Origin of the sequence: Amycolatopsis sp. NPDC051758 (genome assembly GCF_044453095.1) — a bacterium.
Classification (GTDB): domain Bacteria; phylum Actinomycetota; class Actinomycetes; order Mycobacteriales; family Pseudonocardiaceae; genus Amycolatopsis.
The window spans coordinates 332,932-346,877 of record NZ_JBITCJ010000005.1 but is presented as its reverse complement, the minus strand read 5'-3'; the positions used below and the strand labels follow the sequence as shown (position 1 = coordinate 346,877).

The window sequence follows — 13,946 nt, the reverse complement described above, 5'->3', positions numbered from 1 at the left end:
CCGTTCCTCGTCCTCGCCCGGCCCTCAGACGCGGGCGCTGTCCTTACGGTAACGCCTGATCACCAGTGCTCCGAGCACCACCGTCCAGGCCGCGAGCACCCCCGCGGCCTGGGGCAGCGACACCACCAGGTCGGTGGTCACCGCGGGCCTGGCCAGCTGCAGCACCCAGTAGGTCGGCATGATCTGCGCGACGTCGTGCAGCCAGCCCGGCATGCCCTCGATCGGGATCCACAGCCCGCCCAGGAAGCCCATGCCGAGGGTGACCAGCATGCTGATCGGCTGCATCGACTCCGGCGTGCCGAACTGCCCGATCAGCAGGCCGAGCAGCACCAGCGGGATGGTGCCGAGCCAGATCCCGGCGAAGATCCGGACCCAGCCGCCGGCGTCGAGGTGCACCCCTTCCACGGTCACGGCGAGCACCGGCACGAGGATCAGCGCGGGCAGCCCGACGAGCATCCCCGACAAGCCCTTGCCGGCAAGGTAGCCCGGCCCGGTGAGCGGGGTCAGCCGCAGCTGCCGCTGCCAGCCGAGCGCGCGTTCCAGCGCGAGCCGGGCGCCGCTCGTGTTGGCCGCAGCGAACGTCCCGAAGGTCATCATGTTGATCATGATCACGGCGGCGATCTGCGCGTGGTCGGGTGCGTCGGCCTTGACGAAGACGTTGGTCTGCAACAGGAACATCAGCACCGGGAAGGCGACGACGAAGATCAGGAACCGCGGCGCCCGGAAGTTCCGGCGGATCTCGGTGAGCAGGTACGTGGAGTTCATCGGACGGCCTCCGCCGTGTCGTCGGCGGTCAGGGACAGGAAGGCGCCTTCGAGGCCGACGGCGCCGATTTCGACGTCGTGCACGGCCGGGACCGCGGCCTTGAGCGCCCACAACGTCGTGTCGGAGTCGCCGCTGGAGATCGCGACGCGCTCGCCGCGCAGCTCGAACTCCTTGACGCCGGGCAGCGCCGCGATGACGGCTTCGGTGGCGCCCGGAACGGCGGCCCGCAGCGTGCGGCCGCCGGCCAGCGCGCGGACCTCGGCGACACTCCCGTCGGCGACGACACGGCCGCGTCGCATCAGCACCACGCGATCGGCGAACTCCTCGGCCTCTTCGAGGTAGTGCGTGGCGAACAGGACCGTGCGGCCGGACTCGGTGAAGGCGTACATCGACTGCCAGAACTCACGCCGGGTCCCGACGTCCATGGCGGCCGTCGGCTCGTCGAGGATCAGCAGGTCCGGGTCGCTGACCAGGGCGACGGCGAAGCGGACACGCTGCTTCTGCCCGCCCGACAGCTTGTTCGCGCGGCGGCCGGCCAGCTCCTCGATGCCGGCGGCGCGCAGGGCCTCGGCCACCGGCATCGGCTCCCGGTGCAGCGCCGCGACCATGCCGACGGTCTCGCCGACGGTCAGGTCGTCCATCAGCGCGCCGCCCTGCAGCATCGCGCCGATCAGCCCGGCGCGGACGGCGTCGATCGGCTTCCGGCCGAACACCCGCACGTCGCCGGTGTCCGGGGTGGTCAGGCCGAGGATCATGTCGACGGTGGTGGACTTGCCGGCGCCGTTGGGGCCGAGCAGGGCGACCACCTCGCCCGGGGCGATGGTCAGGTCGACACCGTCGACCGCGTGCACCTCGCCGTAGTGTTTCCGCAGGCCGGTGAGGTGGACCGCGGCCCCCGCCGCCACCGCCTGGCTGTCTGTTTCTCGCATGCCCCCAGGCTGCCGCCCGGGAGGCCCGGGACCCCAGACCGTGCGTCACGTCCTGGCCGTGACAGGTGTCAGGGGTACCCGGGCCCCGGGTGGTTCAGCAGCCGATCAGGCGGCCGGCCAGGTAGGCCTCGAGCTTGTCGATCGCGATGCGCTCCTGCGACATCGTGTCGCGCTCGCGCACCGTCACGGCGTTGTCCTCGAGCGAGTCGAAGTCCACCGTGACGCAGTACGGCGTGCCGATCTCGTCCTGGCGGCGGTAGCGGCGGCCGATCGCCTGGGCGTCGTCGAAGTCGACGTTCCAGTGCTTGCGCAGCGTCGCGGCGACCTCCTTCGCCTTCGGGGTCAGGTCGGCGTTGCGCGACAGCGGCAGCACCGCGACCTTGAACGGCGAAAGCCGCGGGTCGAGCTTGAGCACGACGCGCTTTTCGACGCCGCCCTTCGCGGTCGGCGCCTCTTCTTCGTGGTAGGCGTCGACGAGGAAGGCCATCATCGACCGGCCGACACCGGCGGCCGGCTCGATCACGAACGGCCGGTAGCGCTGGCCGGACGCCTGGTCGAAGAACGACAGGTCCACACCCGAGTGGTTCGAGTGCGTGGTCAGGTCGAAGTCGGTGCGGTTGGCGATGCCCTCGAGCTCGCCCCACTCCTGCCCGGCGTTGAACGCGAACCGGTACTCGATGTCGACGGTGCGCTTCGCGTAGTGCGAGAGCTTTTCCTTCGGGTGCTCGAAGTGGCGCAGGTTCTCGGCCTTGATGCCGAGGTCCTTGTACCACTCGGTGCGCTGGTCGATCCAGTACTGGTGCCAGGTCTCGTCCTCACCCGGCTCGACGAAGAACTCCATCTCCATCTGCTCGAACTCGCGCGTCCGGAAGATGAAGTTGCCCGGCGTGATCTCGTTGCGGAACGACTTGCCGATCTGGCCGATGCCGAACGGCGGCTTCTTCCGCGACGTCGTCTGCACGTTGAGGAAGTTCACGAAGATGCCCTGCGCCGTCTCCGGGCGGAGGTAGTGCAGGCCCTCTTCGGTCTCCACCGGGCCGAGGTGGGTCTTCAGCATCATGTTGAAGGCCCGCGGCTCGGTGTACTTGCCACGCGTGCCGCAGTTCGGGCAGGGCACGTCGGACAGGTCGTCCTCGGTGGTCTCCTTGCCGCTGCGCGCCGTGTACTCCTCGGCCAGTTGGTCCGCGCGGAACCGCTTGTGGCACGAGAGGCACTCGATCAGCGGGTCGGTGAACACCTTGACGTGCCCGGACGCCTCCCACACCTGGCGCGGCAGGATCACCGACGAGTCGAGGCCGACGACGTCGTCACGGCCCTGCACGACGGTCTTCCACCACTGGCGCTTGATGTTGTCCTTCAGCTCGACCCCGAGCGGCCCGTAGTCCCACGCCGAGCGGGTACCGCCGTAGATCTCTCCGCTGGGGAAGACGAAACCACGGCGCTTGCACAGGCTGACTACGGTATCGATGGTGTTCGTGGGCACTCCACGCTCCGGAAGCATGCGGGGACGGTTATCGGACTAGAACGTCAAGGGTATCCGCCGGGCCCACCGGGTTTCCGCGCAGGTGAGCCTCGTCAGGGCCGGGACACCAGCGAAGCCGTCACCACGCGGTTGTCCTCGTAGCCCTCCTTGCCGCCGACGTACTCGCCGCCGCAGGTGACCAGGAGCAGCTTGTGCGGCCCGTCCGGGGAGAACAGCTGCTCCGACCGGCCGGCCAGCTCGGACTTGTGCACGGTCTCGGTCGTGTCGACCCGGTACACCCACGCGCCGCCCGCGGCGTCGGTCAGCTTGACCTCCTGACCCTGCTTGACCTGCCAGAGCTCGTCGAACGGGCCCTTCTTGCCCTTCCAGTTCACGTGCCCGGACAGCAGCGCGACACCGTGGTCGGCGCCCAGTTTCGCGCCCCACCAGGCGGCTTCGTCGAGGCCTTCGGGGATCTTGAGCGCGCCGTCGGCGTCGAGGTCCTCCTGGATCAGCTTCGCCGTGCCGCCGCCGGGCAGCGCCAGCTGCGCCGGGGCCTGCCCCGTGTCCTGAGGGGTGCCCTGCGCCGCCGGCTGGTTCGCGGCCGGGACGGGCTCGCCGGTGCCGTTCGCGCCGGCAGGTTCATCCTTTCCGGTGAACACGAGCAGGGTCGCGACCAGGGCCGCGATCACGAACGCGCCGGCCACGCCGACGATCCACCAGCGGCCGGCAGCCTTCTTCCGCTCCGCCGGGTTCTGCTCCTGCATGCGCCTGTGCTCCTTCGCTCCGTGACCAGTGCACAGGCAGACATGCCGTGGGCCGCGGCGGAGGTTGCACCGAACTCGATCAGCCGGTGGGGCGCGTCACCAGGGTGGCGGTGACCAGGCGGTTCTCGTCGTACCCCTCGGTGCCGCCGACGTAGTCGCCGCCGCAGGTCACCAGCACCAGCCGGTGCGGGCCGGTCTGCCCGAACCACTTCGCGGCCTGCGCCGGCAGCAGCTCCTTCGGCAGCGTGACGGCGTCGTCGACCCGGTAGACCCACCGGCCGCCGCGGGCGTCGACCACGCTGACGTCGTCGCCGTCGCGCATCCGCCAGAGCTCGTCGAACGGCCCGCGCTGCCCTTCCCAGTTCACGTGCCCGGAAAGCAGCGAAGCGCCCTGGGCCGCGCCCAGCTTCGCGCCCCACCAGGCGGCGTCACCCAGGCCACGCGGGATCGGCAGCACCCCCGTGTCGGTGAGCTCGGTGCGGACCAGCCGCGCGGTGGCGCCGTCGGGCAGCCGGACCGTGCCCGGGCGCTGCTGCGCGGCGGACTCGCTGTCCGCGGGCAGCACGGCCGGGGCCGCGTTCTCCCCCGGCAGCGTGCCGGGCGGGGGCGCCGCGGCCTGGGTGGCCGTCGGCGGGAGCCAGGTCAGCAGGATGACGCCGGCTGCGAAGGCCGCCACGGCCAGCGCCGCCGAGACGGCGGCCAGCCCGGTGCGGAGCACCTAGTCCGTCCCGGGCTTGCGCCGCCGGCCGAGCAGCAGGGCGACCGCGGCGAAGAACACCCCGCCGAAGAGCAGCCCGATGCCGAGCGGGACGCGCGAGCCGTCACCGTCGGTGGCCGGCGCGGCCGCGCCGAGGTACCCGGCCGGGACCTGCGTCGGCACCGCGGCCTGCGTGGCGCTCGTGCCGCCCGCCGGGCCGCCCGCCTTCGCGACGAACCCCTTCGGGATCGAGCAGCTGACCCCGCCGAGCACGATGTTCGTGACGACGTCCTGCAGCGCGGCGCCCGAGGCGTCCTTGACGTGGGTGGTGATCTCGACCCGCCAGCCGGCGACGGCGGTGAAGTCGCCCCCGCGCCAGCCGTCCTGGCGGATCAGCTGGTCGAACGCGCCGACGCGGGTCAGCTTGAGGTCGGACACCGTGGTGTCCTTGCCGGCGTTCGTGATGTCGCCCGGCGGGCCGAGGCGCAGGTTGCTCAGCTGGAGGCCGGCGTTGCCGCCGGGCATCGGGACGATGCCGAGCCCGCCGTCCGCCTGGCGCACCCACAGCCGCGACACCGAGGACGTGCCGGTGAGCTTGGCCGGGCCGGTGCAGTCCACCGCGGTCTTGGCGCCTTCCAGCACGAGCACGGTGTTGTCGAGCGGCTTCGCGCCGCCCTGCCAGGTGTCGCGCAGCGCGTAGCTGGTCTCCGCGACGGCGGTGGGCACGGTGGTCGCCTGCAGTGCGGCGACGACGTTGTGGTCCCGGCTCGCGACGCCCGACGGGTACGGGTTGCCGTTGCTGTAGCGGCCGAGGTCGATCTGGTAGTGCCCGCCGAAGGTGGCGCGCTCGCCGTCGTCCTTGGGCACCGAGACGCGGTCCGTGCCGAGCTTCGACTGGCCGGGCAGCAGGGGCGAGCGCTGGGTCTCGGTGATGAGGGCGCCGCCCTTCTGGCCTTCGGGGCCGATGCGGACCGACGCGATGTTCGCGAACGAGACGGGCCCGGTCTTCTCGTCGACGGCCTGGCTCTGCGCACCGGCCACCCCGGCCCCGACCAGCGGGAACAGCACGGCCGTCAGCACGGCTGCCTTGGAAACGAAACGGGTCATGTCTCCCCACGGGTCTGCTCGGGCGGGTCGCCAGCGTACGAGAAGCGACGAAACGCTCCGCGACCACCTTGCACCGTCGGCCACTAGTTGCGAAGTCGAAGAGCCAATTCTCCACGAACTCACCCGAATGGAGCAATACGACCGGCCGTACCCCGCAAGGACCGGTGACGGAGGGGGACGCGGGCCGGGGAACACTAGGATGGGCGACGCCGTTATCGGCAATGACTACGGAATTCATGGTCGCAGGTGACGAGTCGCAAGTGACGACGAGCGGTGGAGGCGGTAATGGCGACGGTGACCGGGAGTGGCGCCGAGCCGGGGCTCGCGGACTGCGCCCCGGTGGCGCCGGCAGCACCGGCGCACCCGACGGCGGCGGTCCTGTCCGACGCCGGTGACCTGCTGCGCGCGCTGGCGGCGCCGGTCCGGATCGCGATCGTGCTGCAGCTGCGCGCGGCCGACCGGTGCGTCCACGAGCTGGTCGACGCCCTCGACGTCGCGCAGCCCCTGATCAGCCAGCACCTGCGGGTGCTGAAGACGGCCGGGGTGGTCCAGGGTGAGCGCCGCGGCCGCGAGGTCGTCTACCGGCTCGCCGACGACCACCTGGCCCACATCGTCGTCGACGCCGTCGCCCACGTGCAGGAAGGAAAGTGATGACTCCCGTCGCACCGCGCAGCCAGGCCCCGGTGCCCGGGCGCCGATCGACGCGCCAGCGGGCCGCAGTGGTCGAGCTGTTGAGCGCTGTCGACGACTTCCGCTCGGCCCAGGAGCTCCACGACGAGCTGCGCAAGCGTGGCGACGGCATCGGCCTGACGACGGTCTACCGCACGCTGCAGTCGCTGTCGGAAGCCGGCGAGATCGACGTGCTGCGCACCGACTCCGGCGAGGCGATCTACCGGCGGTGTTCGGCGCACCACCACCATCACCTGGTGTGCCGCGTGTGCGGCCGCACGGTGGAGGTCGAAGGGCCGGCGGTCGAGCGCTGGGCGGAGAAGATCGCGGCCGAGCACGGCTTTTCGGAGATCTCGCACACCGTGGAGATCACCGGCACCTGCGCGGAGCACTAGTACTCGTAAGGATCCTTCGGCGCCGGGACGCTCGCGAGCGACGCCGGTGTCAGGTCCGGGGTGTAGCTGTTGGCCCTGGTCGCCGTGCCCGGGACGACCTGGCCCGTCACCTGGATCCAGGCGTCACTCGCGAGGTGGTCGGCTTCGCCGCCGCGGAGCCGGACCGTCACCGGGAAGGCGTCGGCCGCGCAGCAGCTGATCACCAGGCGGGCGAGCAGGGTGCCGCCGTCGGTGTGCACGACGAAGCCGGTGAGGGAAACGGTGCGGCCGTTGAGCGTGCCCGCCTTGTCCCAGCCCGCGCGGCTGACGAACTCGTTCACCGCGAGCGGCACCACGTTCCCCGCCGGCAGCGGCGGGAAAGCGGCGGCGTTGGCCGCGGCGGCGCTCGCGGGCACCCGGGCTTCGGTGCGGATCACCGAGTCGGCGCCCAGTGCGGGCGGGGCGACCAGGAAGACCGCCAGCACCGGCACCAGCAACAGCCAGGCCGGCCGGGCCGAGTGGGCGTGGTCGTGACTTTCTTCGTGGTCCGGGGCGGTTTTCACGCGCGCGGCGAGCAGGTCACGCACGATGGCGACGGCGCCGAGCAGCACCATGACCGCGCCACCGGCGATGATCCACGGCTGTTGCGCGGGTTTCACGTACCGCAGGTAGTCGCCGTTGACGGCGATCTTGACCAGCGCGCCGCCGAGCAGGAGCAGCAGGATGTTCTGGGTTTCCCGTTTCACGCCAGCCCCACCAGCATCCCGGCCACGACCGCGCAGGCCACCGCCACCACGAACGTCGCCGGGGCGAACCGCACCGCGAACGACTTGCCGAACGTGCCCGCCTGCAACGCGAACAGCTTGACGTCCACCGCCGGGCCGACCACCAGGAACACCAGCTTCGGCAGCAGCGGCAACGCCGTCAGCGAAGCCGCGACGAACGCGTCCGCCTCACTGCACAGCGCCAGCACCACCGCGAGGATCGCCATCACGAGCACGCCCAGCACCAGCTGGTCACCCAGCACGCCGAACCACTTCGCCGGCACCAGTACGTTCAGCGCCGACGAAATCAGCGCGCCCAGCACCAGGAAACCGCCGGCCTCCACCAGATCCGTGCGCGCGGTCTCGGCGAAGACGCGCCAGCGCCGGCCGCCCGCCACGTCGGGCAGGCGCCGCAACGCGCGTTCGGTGATCCATTCGAGCTTGCCCCAGCGGGCCCACAGCCAGCCCATCACCATCGCGGTGGCCAGCGAGCCGGCGAAGCGCGCCAGCACCAGCTCCGGCTTGCCCGGGAACGCGACCGCGGTGGCCACCAGCACCACCGGGTTCACCGCGGGTGCGGCCAGCAGGAACGTCAAGGCCGCGGCCGGCGCCACGCCCTGCCCCATCAGCCGGCGCGCGACCGGCACCGAAGCGCACTCGCAGCCGGGCAACGCAACCCCGGCGAGCCCGGCGACGCCGACCGCCGCACCGGAGCGCTTCGGCAGCACCTTCTCCAGCACGCGCGCGGGCACGAACGCGGCGATGGCCCCGCTGATCAGCACGCCCAGCACCAGGAACGGCAGCGCCTGCACGCAGACGGCGACGAACACCGTCGACCCGGTGCGCAGCGCGGGCACGTCGAACAGCTGCTGCAGCCAGCCCTGGCCGAGGATCGCGACCAGCAGGATCGCGCACAGCACCTCGACCGAGCTGATCCGGAACCGGCGGGTGCGCCGGCCACGCTCGGTCGCGGAGGTGGAAACCATGTTCACGTCGCCGATGATGCCAGGGCCGGCCGACAGCCCACGACCCGCACGGGGCGCGAACGGTCGGATGCAGTCCGTTTCGGACCGGAATTCACCGTTCGCACCGAAAATTCACGCCTCGGCGCGCTCGCGACGGCCGATCCGGACCCGGCCGGCAACGTCATGAACGGCCGAGGAGCTACTCGCCGGCCACGATCCCCGGCAGATCGGTCCGCAGCTGCGACGCCGTCGACACCACCAGCATCAGCAACGTCCCCAGCGCCGCCGCGTCCAGGCCCGCCGCCGGGAACGCGTACCGCAGGGTCACGTCGACGCCGTTGTCCGAGTGCCCGACGCCGAGCGTGCCGAACAGGCCCTGGCCCGCGCGCTCGGCGACGGCGATCGACAGCTCCGGGCCGTCCGCCAGGTCCCAGCCGACGACGCAGGTCAGGGTCAGCACCGTGAGCCCCTCGCCGAGGCGGGTCGCCTGGATCACGCACGGGACGTCGCCGTGGGAGAAGGTCAGGGCGCCGTCGTCGTCGACGTGGACCTCGAGGTAGCGCTCGAGGGCTTCCTTGGCCTGGGTCAGCAGTTCGGCGGTCTCGGCCGCCTCCGTCGCGCTCATGAAGAGGCCGCCTGGTCGATCGCCGCGCCGAAGCGGCGGTCCCGCTTCGCGAACTCCAGGCAGGCGCGCCACAGGTGGGTGCGGTCGAAGTCCGGGAACAGCGTGTCCTGGTAGACCATCTCCGCGTACGCCGACTGCCACAGCAGGAAGTTCGACGTCCGCTGCTCGCCCGAGGGCCGCAGGAACAGGTCGACGTCCGGCATGTCCGGCTGGTACAGGTACTTGCCGATGGTCTTCTCGGTGACCTTGTCCGGGTTCAGCTTGCCGTCGGCGACGTCGCGCGCGATCCGCTGCATCGCGTCGCCCAGCTCGGCGCGGCCGCCGTAGTTGACGCACATCGTCATGTTGAGCGCCGTGTTGTGCTTGGTCTTCTCTTCGGCCGCCTGCAGCTCCTTGATCACCGACGCCCACAGCTTCGGCCGGCGCCCGGCCCAGCGGATGCGCACGCCGATCGAGCCGAGGTAGTCGACCTGACGGCGGATGGTGTCGCGGTTGAAGCCCATCAGGAACCGGACCTCTTCGGGGCTGCGCTTCCAGTTCTCCGTCGAGAACGCGTACACCGAGAGCCACTTGACGCCGATTTCGACGGCACCGGCGGCGACGTCGATCATCACCGCTTCGCCGCGCTTGTGGCCTTCGATGCGCGGCAGGCCACGCTGGTTGGCCCAGCGGCCGTTGCCGTCCATGACCAGCGCGACGTGCTTGGGCACGAGCTCACGCGGGATCTCCGGCGGCACCGCGCCCGACGGGTGCGGATCCGGGGCCCGCAGCTCGGATCGCGACGCCTTGTTCTCGCGTCCCCTGCGCAGCACAGCGAGCCTCCCTGGATGGGTGAAACCGATCAGGCTCGACCCTACTGCCCGCGCGCCACGGGTTCCCGGGCGCGTCGCTCGACCAGGGGAAGCGACCGGAGCTGACGCTCCAGATGCCACTGCAGGTGCGCCGCGACCAGGCCGCTCGCGTCGCGGCGGGTGCCCGGCAACGTCGACTCGGCCATCGTCCACTCGCCGTGGAGCAGGGCGGTGAGCAGGTCCAGGACCTCGGGCGCGGGGTGCACGGAGCCGGGCACACGGCAGTCCTGGCACATCGACCCGCCGGCCGCGACGCTGAACGCGACGTGCGGGCCCGGCAGGCCGCAGCGGGCGCACTCGGTGAGCGCGGGCGCCCAGCCGGCGTAGGACATCGCGCGGAGGAAGAACGCGTCGAGCACGAGGGAGGCGTCTCGCTCCCCCGCGGCGAGCGAACGCAGCGCGCCGCAGACGAGGAGGTAGAGCTTGAGCACCGGCTCGCCCTCTTCGGCCGAGAGCCGGTCCGCGGTTTCGGCGATCGCGCTCGCCGCGGTGTAGCGCTGGTAGTCGGCGACCAGCGGCAGCGCGAACGCGTCCACGGTCTCGACCTGGGTGATCACGTCGAGCGTGCGGCCGGTGTAGAACTGGACGTCGACGTGGCCGAAGGGCTCCAGCCGGGCGCCGAAGCGGGACGAGGTGCGCCGCACACCCTTGGCCACGGCACGGACCTTGCCGTGCCGCCGGGTCAGCAGGGTGACGATCCGGTCGGCTTCACCCAGCTTGTGCGTGCGCAACACCACCCCGGTGTCGCGGTAGAGGTTCACCACCCCGACATCGTCCCACTTTCGGACGACGCCGGGGCGGACCGACCCGGTTTCAGCAGTAGTAGCCGTAACACGAGCTGGCGGCGGCGATCCCGATGATGATCCAGATGATCGCGAACACGCAGCCGAGGCCACCGATGATGGAGGCGACCAGGCAGAGCGTCTTGGTCGTCTTCGACGCCTGCTCCGCCATCATGTAGTTGCCCTGCATCTTGTACGTCTGGACCTCGTTGGACTTCATGATCGCGAAGATCGCGAGGATCCAGCAGAGGAAGATGCAGCCGATCGCCCAGCCCTTGTAGTCCTTGATCTGGTTGATGTCGCCACCACCGGGCATGCCGTAGCCGGGGGCGCCGAACCCGCCGGTGGCCGGCTGGCCGTAGGGCGCCGGCTGACCGTACGGTGCGGGCTGGCCGTAGGGCGCCGGCATGCCGCCGGAGGGCGGGCCGTAGCCGGGCTGCTGCGGCTGCTGCGGCTGCTGGCCGTAAGGCGGCTGCTGGCCGTAGGGATTGGTCATGAACTTCTACCCCAACTACTCGTGAACTGCCGCCGGGTCGCTCCGGCGGTGCTGCGGAAAGGTCGTGTCACTGGTGCGGCGGCTGGTCCTTCGGCGGCTGGCCGAACTGACCGGGGTCGATCTTCTGGGTCGCCTCGGCCTCACCGTGGGCTTCGGGACGCAGCATCTGCGTGCGCTCGGCCTGTTCGTCGAACGGGGACGCGTCCCCGCCGGCGTCCGGGCGGAGCATCTGGGTGCGCTCGGCCTGCTCGTCGAACGCGGAACCGCCCGGCGGCGGCGCGAGGGGCCGGCCCGGCTGCTGGCCGAACCCGCCCGGCTGCGGCGCTTGCGGGAAACCACCGGAAGCCGGTTGCTGCTGCGGGAAACCCCCGGAGGACGGCGGCTGGGCGAACCCGCCCGACGGCGGCTGCGGCTGGCCGAAACCACCGGACTGCGGCTGCTGCGGGAAACCGCCGGAGGGCGGCTGGCCGAACTGGCCGGGCTGCTGCGGCGGCGGGCCGGCGGCGAAGGCGCCGGGCTGCGCGTACGGGTTCGGCGCCGCCGACTCGTCGGCCTGGATCACGACGGTGCCCATGATCTTGTCGGAGAGCGTCTGGGACTTGTCGTCCCACAGCGGCCACAACCAGCCGATGTAACAGAGGACGTTGTCGACGAAGTGCGCGAGGTCGCGCAGGAACGCCATGCCGGCGCCGATCGGCTGCCCGTTGTCCTCGCGGACGAGCTTGATCTTGGCGACCCGCTTGCCCATCGACTGGCCGGTGTTGCCCTGCTGGATCCAGCGGTTGAAGACCGTCCAGCCGATCCAGGCGAAGAACCCGATGATCGCCAGGATCTGGAAGATGAAGTTGCCGTTGGTGACCAGGGCGATGATGCCCAGCAGCAGGTACAGCGCCAGGATCGGGCCGAAGTCGATGATCCAGCCCAGCGCGCGCTGACCCCAGCTCGCGTAGTTCCGCGGTGCGCCGAAGGGAGTGCCCTGCTGGCCGAACGGCGCCGGTTGCCCGTACGGCGCGGGCTGCCCGTACGGCTGGCCCGGCTGCGGCTGTCCGAACGGCTGCTGGCCCCCGGGCTGCTGCCCGAAGGACTGCTGACCGTAGGGATCGGTCATTGCGGTACTCCCCCTCGCTGGTCACTCTCCCGTGCGGTGCCTCGCACGGGTTCGGCCCGGACACGCGGTACGGACCGTCCGCGGGAGCGTACTCGCTCCGGTGACGGCCGCGCCTCCCAGCCTTCAGCTGTCCGGGTGACCCGCCACGCCCGTCCGACGCGGTGGTCACGGCCCCGGTTCCCCTCCGTGCCGGTTCAGACGCGCAGGGCGGTGAACGGCGCGAACGGGAGGTTGCGGATGACGAACCAGACGACGAACACCACCGAGAACACCAGCGGTGTCCAGCGCCAGTGCAGCCAGCTCGCGACCGCGCGGCCGCGCAGGCGGCCCACCGTCCACGCGACGATGCTCCACACGAACAGGAGCACCACGACGAACGACACGGCGTTGTAGTGCACCGCGGCGGGGATGTTGCCGTGCATCAGGCTGTAGGCCATCCGCAGTCCGCCGCAGCCCGGGCAGTCGATGCCGAGCAGCGCCTTGGTCGGGCAGACCGGCAGGAACCCGCCGGGTGTCGTCGGGTCGCCGGCCCAGACGACGGCGCAGCACACGCCGAGACCGGCGACGACCGCCAGCGGCGCGCTCACCGCGCGCAGCTTCGCCCTGGCCCCGTGCGCCGGGTGCCCGGTGTACACGGGGTGTCCGGTGTGGACGGTCGTCGTGGTCACGGGGTCCACGCCCCGGAGGCCCCGATGATGATCATCACCACGATGAAGACGACGTAGAGCAGCAGGAGGATCCCGGTCGTGATGGCCGACCACATCGCCCACTTGCGGGCTTCGTCGGCGGCCTTCTGCGCCTCGGCGTGGTGGCCCTGGAACCACAGCGAGCTCACCTGGCTCGACTTCACGATCGAGACGACGCCCAGGGGCAGGCAGCACAGCACGGTGCTCAAGATCGCCCACACCATGTTGTTGTCCGGCGGTGGCCCGTAGTTCGGCGGCGGGTAGCCATAGCCGTAGCCGTATCCGGGGGGCGGTGGCCCGCCCGGGGGCGGGTACGGCGGCGGGTACTGGTCGGTCACCGGAATCCTCCTGCTGCTCGGCTACGTCAGTATGACGTCGTGCCCGTGCCGAACGTGAAGACACCGGCGATCGAGAGGATGACGACCAGCACGATCCACGCGACGCCGACGACCGCCGAGATGATCGCCCACTTCTTGGCGGAGTCGGAAGCTTCCTGCGCGGCGGCGGTCTGGCCCTGCGCCCACAGGCCGTTCACCTTCGCGGCCTGCACGATCGACACGACGCCGAACGGGAGGCAGCAGAAGAGGGTGGTGAGGATCGCCCAGACGAGGTTGTTGCTCGGGGGCGGGCCCGGCTGGTAGCCGCCCGGCTGCCCACCGGGGTAGTTCGGCTGGCCGCCGGGCTGGTTCGGCTGGTCGCCGGGGTAGTTGGGCATGCCCTGGCTGTCGGTCATGATGGGTTGTTCCCCTTCGTCGTGCTCCACGGACGACCAACGGATCCGCGGGCCGCCCCGACCGGCCGCGGTGTGGTCGAAGCCGCGACTGTAGGGGTCGCCGTGGCCGCGCGTCCGGTGATTCCTCCTGCCGCGACCGAATCGAGACCAGGAATTTCGCTGATCC

Annotated in this window: 18 protein-coding genes; 2 read left to right on the top strand and 16 right to left on the bottom strand. The window is 71.2% G+C overall.

Translation table 11 applies throughout. The features are described from left to right. Positions 1-24 precede the first annotated feature (24 nt). The 6 genes from ACIA5G_RS25075 to ACIA5G_RS25050 all read right to left on the bottom strand — a co-directional run bounded on the left by ACIA5G_RS25075 (position 25) and on the right by ACIA5G_RS25050 (position 5,727). A complete protein-coding gene (locus tag ACIA5G_RS25075) occupies positions 25-765 on the bottom strand; it encodes an ABC transporter permease (RefSeq protein WP_395927187.1) in 741 nt (246 codons plus the stop codon). Continuing rightward, positions 762-1,694: an ABC transporter ATP-binding protein gene (locus ACIA5G_RS25070; RefSeq protein ID WP_395927185.1), complete on the bottom strand. Its 933-nt coding sequence runs from the start codon at positions 1,692-1,694 to the stop codon at positions 762-764. Before ACIA5G_RS25070 ends, ACIA5G_RS25075 begins: the two co-directional genes overlap by 4 nt. Positions 1,695-1,788: 94 nt before the next feature. Further along, positions 1,789-3,177 (bottom strand): glycine--tRNA ligase, encoded by a 1,389-nt coding sequence (locus ACIA5G_RS25065; RefSeq protein WP_395927183.1) that lies wholly within the window; start codon positions 3,175-3,177, stop codon positions 1,789-1,791. Positions 3,178-3,269: 92 nt separating this feature from the next. Then, positions 3,270-3,923 carry a class F sortase gene (locus tag ACIA5G_RS25060; RefSeq protein ID WP_395927181.1) on the bottom strand — a complete coding sequence of 218 codons (654 nt, stop codon included), beginning with the start codon at positions 3,921-3,923 and terminating at the stop codon, positions 3,270-3,272. 79 nt (positions 3,924-4,002) lie between these two features. Next, positions 4,003-4,641 carry a class F sortase gene (locus tag ACIA5G_RS25055; RefSeq protein ID WP_395927179.1) on the bottom strand — a complete coding sequence of 213 codons (639 nt, stop codon included), beginning with the start codon at positions 4,639-4,641 and terminating at the stop codon, positions 4,003-4,005. Next, positions 4,642-5,727, bottom strand: coding sequence for a hypothetical protein (locus ACIA5G_RS25050; RefSeq protein WP_395927177.1), 1,086 nt, complete (start codon positions 5,725-5,727; stop codon positions 4,642-4,644). It lies immediately after the preceding gene. 285 nt (positions 5,728-6,012) lie between these two features. Here ACIA5G_RS25050 and ACIA5G_RS25045 point away from each other — a divergent pair, with 285 nt between their 5' ends. Together ACIA5G_RS25045 and ACIA5G_RS25040 are read left to right on the top strand one after the other, a co-directional pair. Next, complete coding sequence (locus ACIA5G_RS25045) at positions 6,013-6,378, top strand: ArsR/SmtB family transcription factor (protein ID WP_395927175.1); 366 nt, start codon at positions 6,013-6,015, stop codon at positions 6,376-6,378. Then, positions 6,378-6,791: a Fur family transcriptional regulator gene (locus tag ACIA5G_RS25040; protein ID WP_395927173.1), complete on the top strand. Its 414-nt coding sequence runs from the start codon at positions 6,378-6,380 to the stop codon at positions 6,789-6,791. Before ACIA5G_RS25045 ends, ACIA5G_RS25040 begins: the two co-directional genes overlap by 1 nt. Here the strand turns inward: ACIA5G_RS25040 and ACIA5G_RS25035 are convergent. The 10 genes from ACIA5G_RS25035 to ACIA5G_RS24990 form a co-directional block, all read right to left on the bottom strand. Further along, a complete protein-coding gene (locus tag ACIA5G_RS25035) occupies positions 6,788-7,516 on the bottom strand; it encodes a TIGR03943 family putative permease subunit (protein ID WP_395927171.1) in 729 nt (242 codons plus the stop codon). The two genes, ACIA5G_RS25040 and ACIA5G_RS25035, sit on opposite strands and share 4 nt — an antisense overlap. Further along, positions 7,513-8,520, bottom strand: coding sequence for a permease (locus tag ACIA5G_RS25030; protein WP_395927996.1), 1,008 nt, complete (start codon positions 8,518-8,520; stop codon positions 7,513-7,515). The genes ACIA5G_RS25035 and ACIA5G_RS25030 overlap by 4 nt, the downstream gene beginning before the upstream one ends. Before the next feature lie 178 nt (positions 8,521-8,698). After that, positions 8,699-9,124, bottom strand: coding sequence for a YbjN domain-containing protein (locus tag ACIA5G_RS25025; protein WP_395927169.1), 426 nt, complete (start codon positions 9,122-9,124; stop codon positions 8,699-8,701). After that, a complete protein-coding gene (locus tag ACIA5G_RS25020; protein ID WP_395927167.1) occupies positions 9,121-9,936 on the bottom strand; it encodes an isoprenyl transferase in 816 nt (271 codons plus the stop codon). The genes ACIA5G_RS25025 and ACIA5G_RS25020 overlap by 4 nt, the downstream gene beginning before the upstream one ends. Positions 9,937-9,977: 41 nt before the next feature. Next, a complete protein-coding gene (recO, locus tag ACIA5G_RS25015) occupies positions 9,978-10,739 on the bottom strand; it encodes a DNA repair protein RecO (RefSeq protein ID WP_395927165.1) in 762 nt (253 codons plus the stop codon). Positions 10,740-10,788: 49 nt separating this feature from the next. Further along, positions 10,789-11,253 (bottom strand): CD225/dispanin family protein, encoded by a 465-nt coding sequence (locus tag ACIA5G_RS25010; protein ID WP_395927163.1) that lies wholly within the window; start codon positions 11,251-11,253, stop codon positions 10,789-10,791. Between the two features lie 67 nt (positions 11,254-11,320). Continuing rightward, on the bottom strand, positions 11,321-12,361 hold the full coding sequence (locus ACIA5G_RS25005; RefSeq protein WP_395927161.1) for an RDD family protein: 1,041 nt from the start codon (positions 12,359-12,361) through the stop codon (positions 11,321-11,323). Between the two features lie 194 nt (positions 12,362-12,555). Next, a complete protein-coding gene (locus tag ACIA5G_RS25000) occupies positions 12,556-13,029 on the bottom strand; it encodes a DUF2752 domain-containing protein (protein ID WP_395927159.1) in 474 nt (157 codons plus the stop codon). Then, positions 13,026-13,385: a CD225/dispanin family protein gene (locus ACIA5G_RS24995; RefSeq protein ID WP_395927157.1), complete on the bottom strand. Its 360-nt coding sequence runs from the start codon at positions 13,383-13,385 to the stop codon at positions 13,026-13,028. The genes ACIA5G_RS25000 and ACIA5G_RS24995 overlap by 4 nt, the downstream gene beginning before the upstream one ends. A 26-nt stretch (positions 13,386-13,411) precedes the next feature. Then, positions 13,412-13,780, bottom strand: coding sequence for a CD225/dispanin family protein (locus tag ACIA5G_RS24990; protein WP_395927155.1), 369 nt, complete (start codon positions 13,778-13,780; stop codon positions 13,412-13,414). Positions 13,781-13,946 lie beyond the last annotated feature (166 nt).

Excerpts from the sequence above, each read along its gene's own strand:
- ACIA5G_RS25070 (WP_395927185.1), bottom strand. The coding sequence starts at position 1,694 with ATGCGAGAAACAGACAGCCAGGCGGTGGCGGCGGGGGCCGCGGTCCAC.
- ACIA5G_RS25040 (WP_395927173.1), top strand. The coding sequence starts at position 6,378 with ATGACTCCCGTCGCACCGCGCAGCCAGGCCCCGGTGCCCGGGCGCCGA.
- ACIA5G_RS24990 (WP_395927155.1), bottom strand. The coding sequence starts at position 13,780 with ATGACCGACAGCCAGGGCATGCCCAACTACCCCGGCGACCAGCCGAAC.
- ACIA5G_RS25030 (WP_395927996.1), bottom strand. The coding sequence starts at position 8,520 with ATGGTTTCCACCTCCGCGACCGAGCGTGGCCGGCGCACCCGCCGGTTC.
- ACIA5G_RS25050 (WP_395927177.1), bottom strand. The coding sequence starts at position 5,727 with ATGACCCGTTTCGTTTCCAAGGCAGCCGTGCTGACGGCCGTGCTGTTC.
- ACIA5G_RS25075 (WP_395927187.1), bottom strand. The coding sequence starts at position 765 with ATGAACTCCACGTACCTGCTCACCGAGATCCGCCGGAACTTCCGGGCG.
- ACIA5G_RS25005 (WP_395927161.1), bottom strand. The coding sequence starts at position 12,361 with ATGACCGATCCCTACGGTCAGCAGTCCTTCGGGCAGCAGCCCGGGGGC.
- ACIA5G_RS25025 (WP_395927169.1), bottom strand. The coding sequence starts at position 9,124 with ATGAGCGCGACGGAGGCGGCCGAGACCGCCGAACTGCTGACCCAGGCC.
- ACIA5G_RS25045 (WP_395927175.1), top strand. The coding sequence starts at position 6,013 with ATGGCGACGGTGACCGGGAGTGGCGCCGAGCCGGGGCTCGCGGACTGC.
- ACIA5G_RS25010 (WP_395927163.1), bottom strand. The coding sequence starts at position 11,253 with ATGACCAATCCCTACGGCCAGCAGCCGCCTTACGGCCAGCAGCCGCAG.
- ACIA5G_RS25060 (WP_395927181.1), bottom strand. The coding sequence starts at position 3,923 with ATGCAGGAGCAGAACCCGGCGGAGCGGAAGAAGGCTGCCGGCCGCTGG.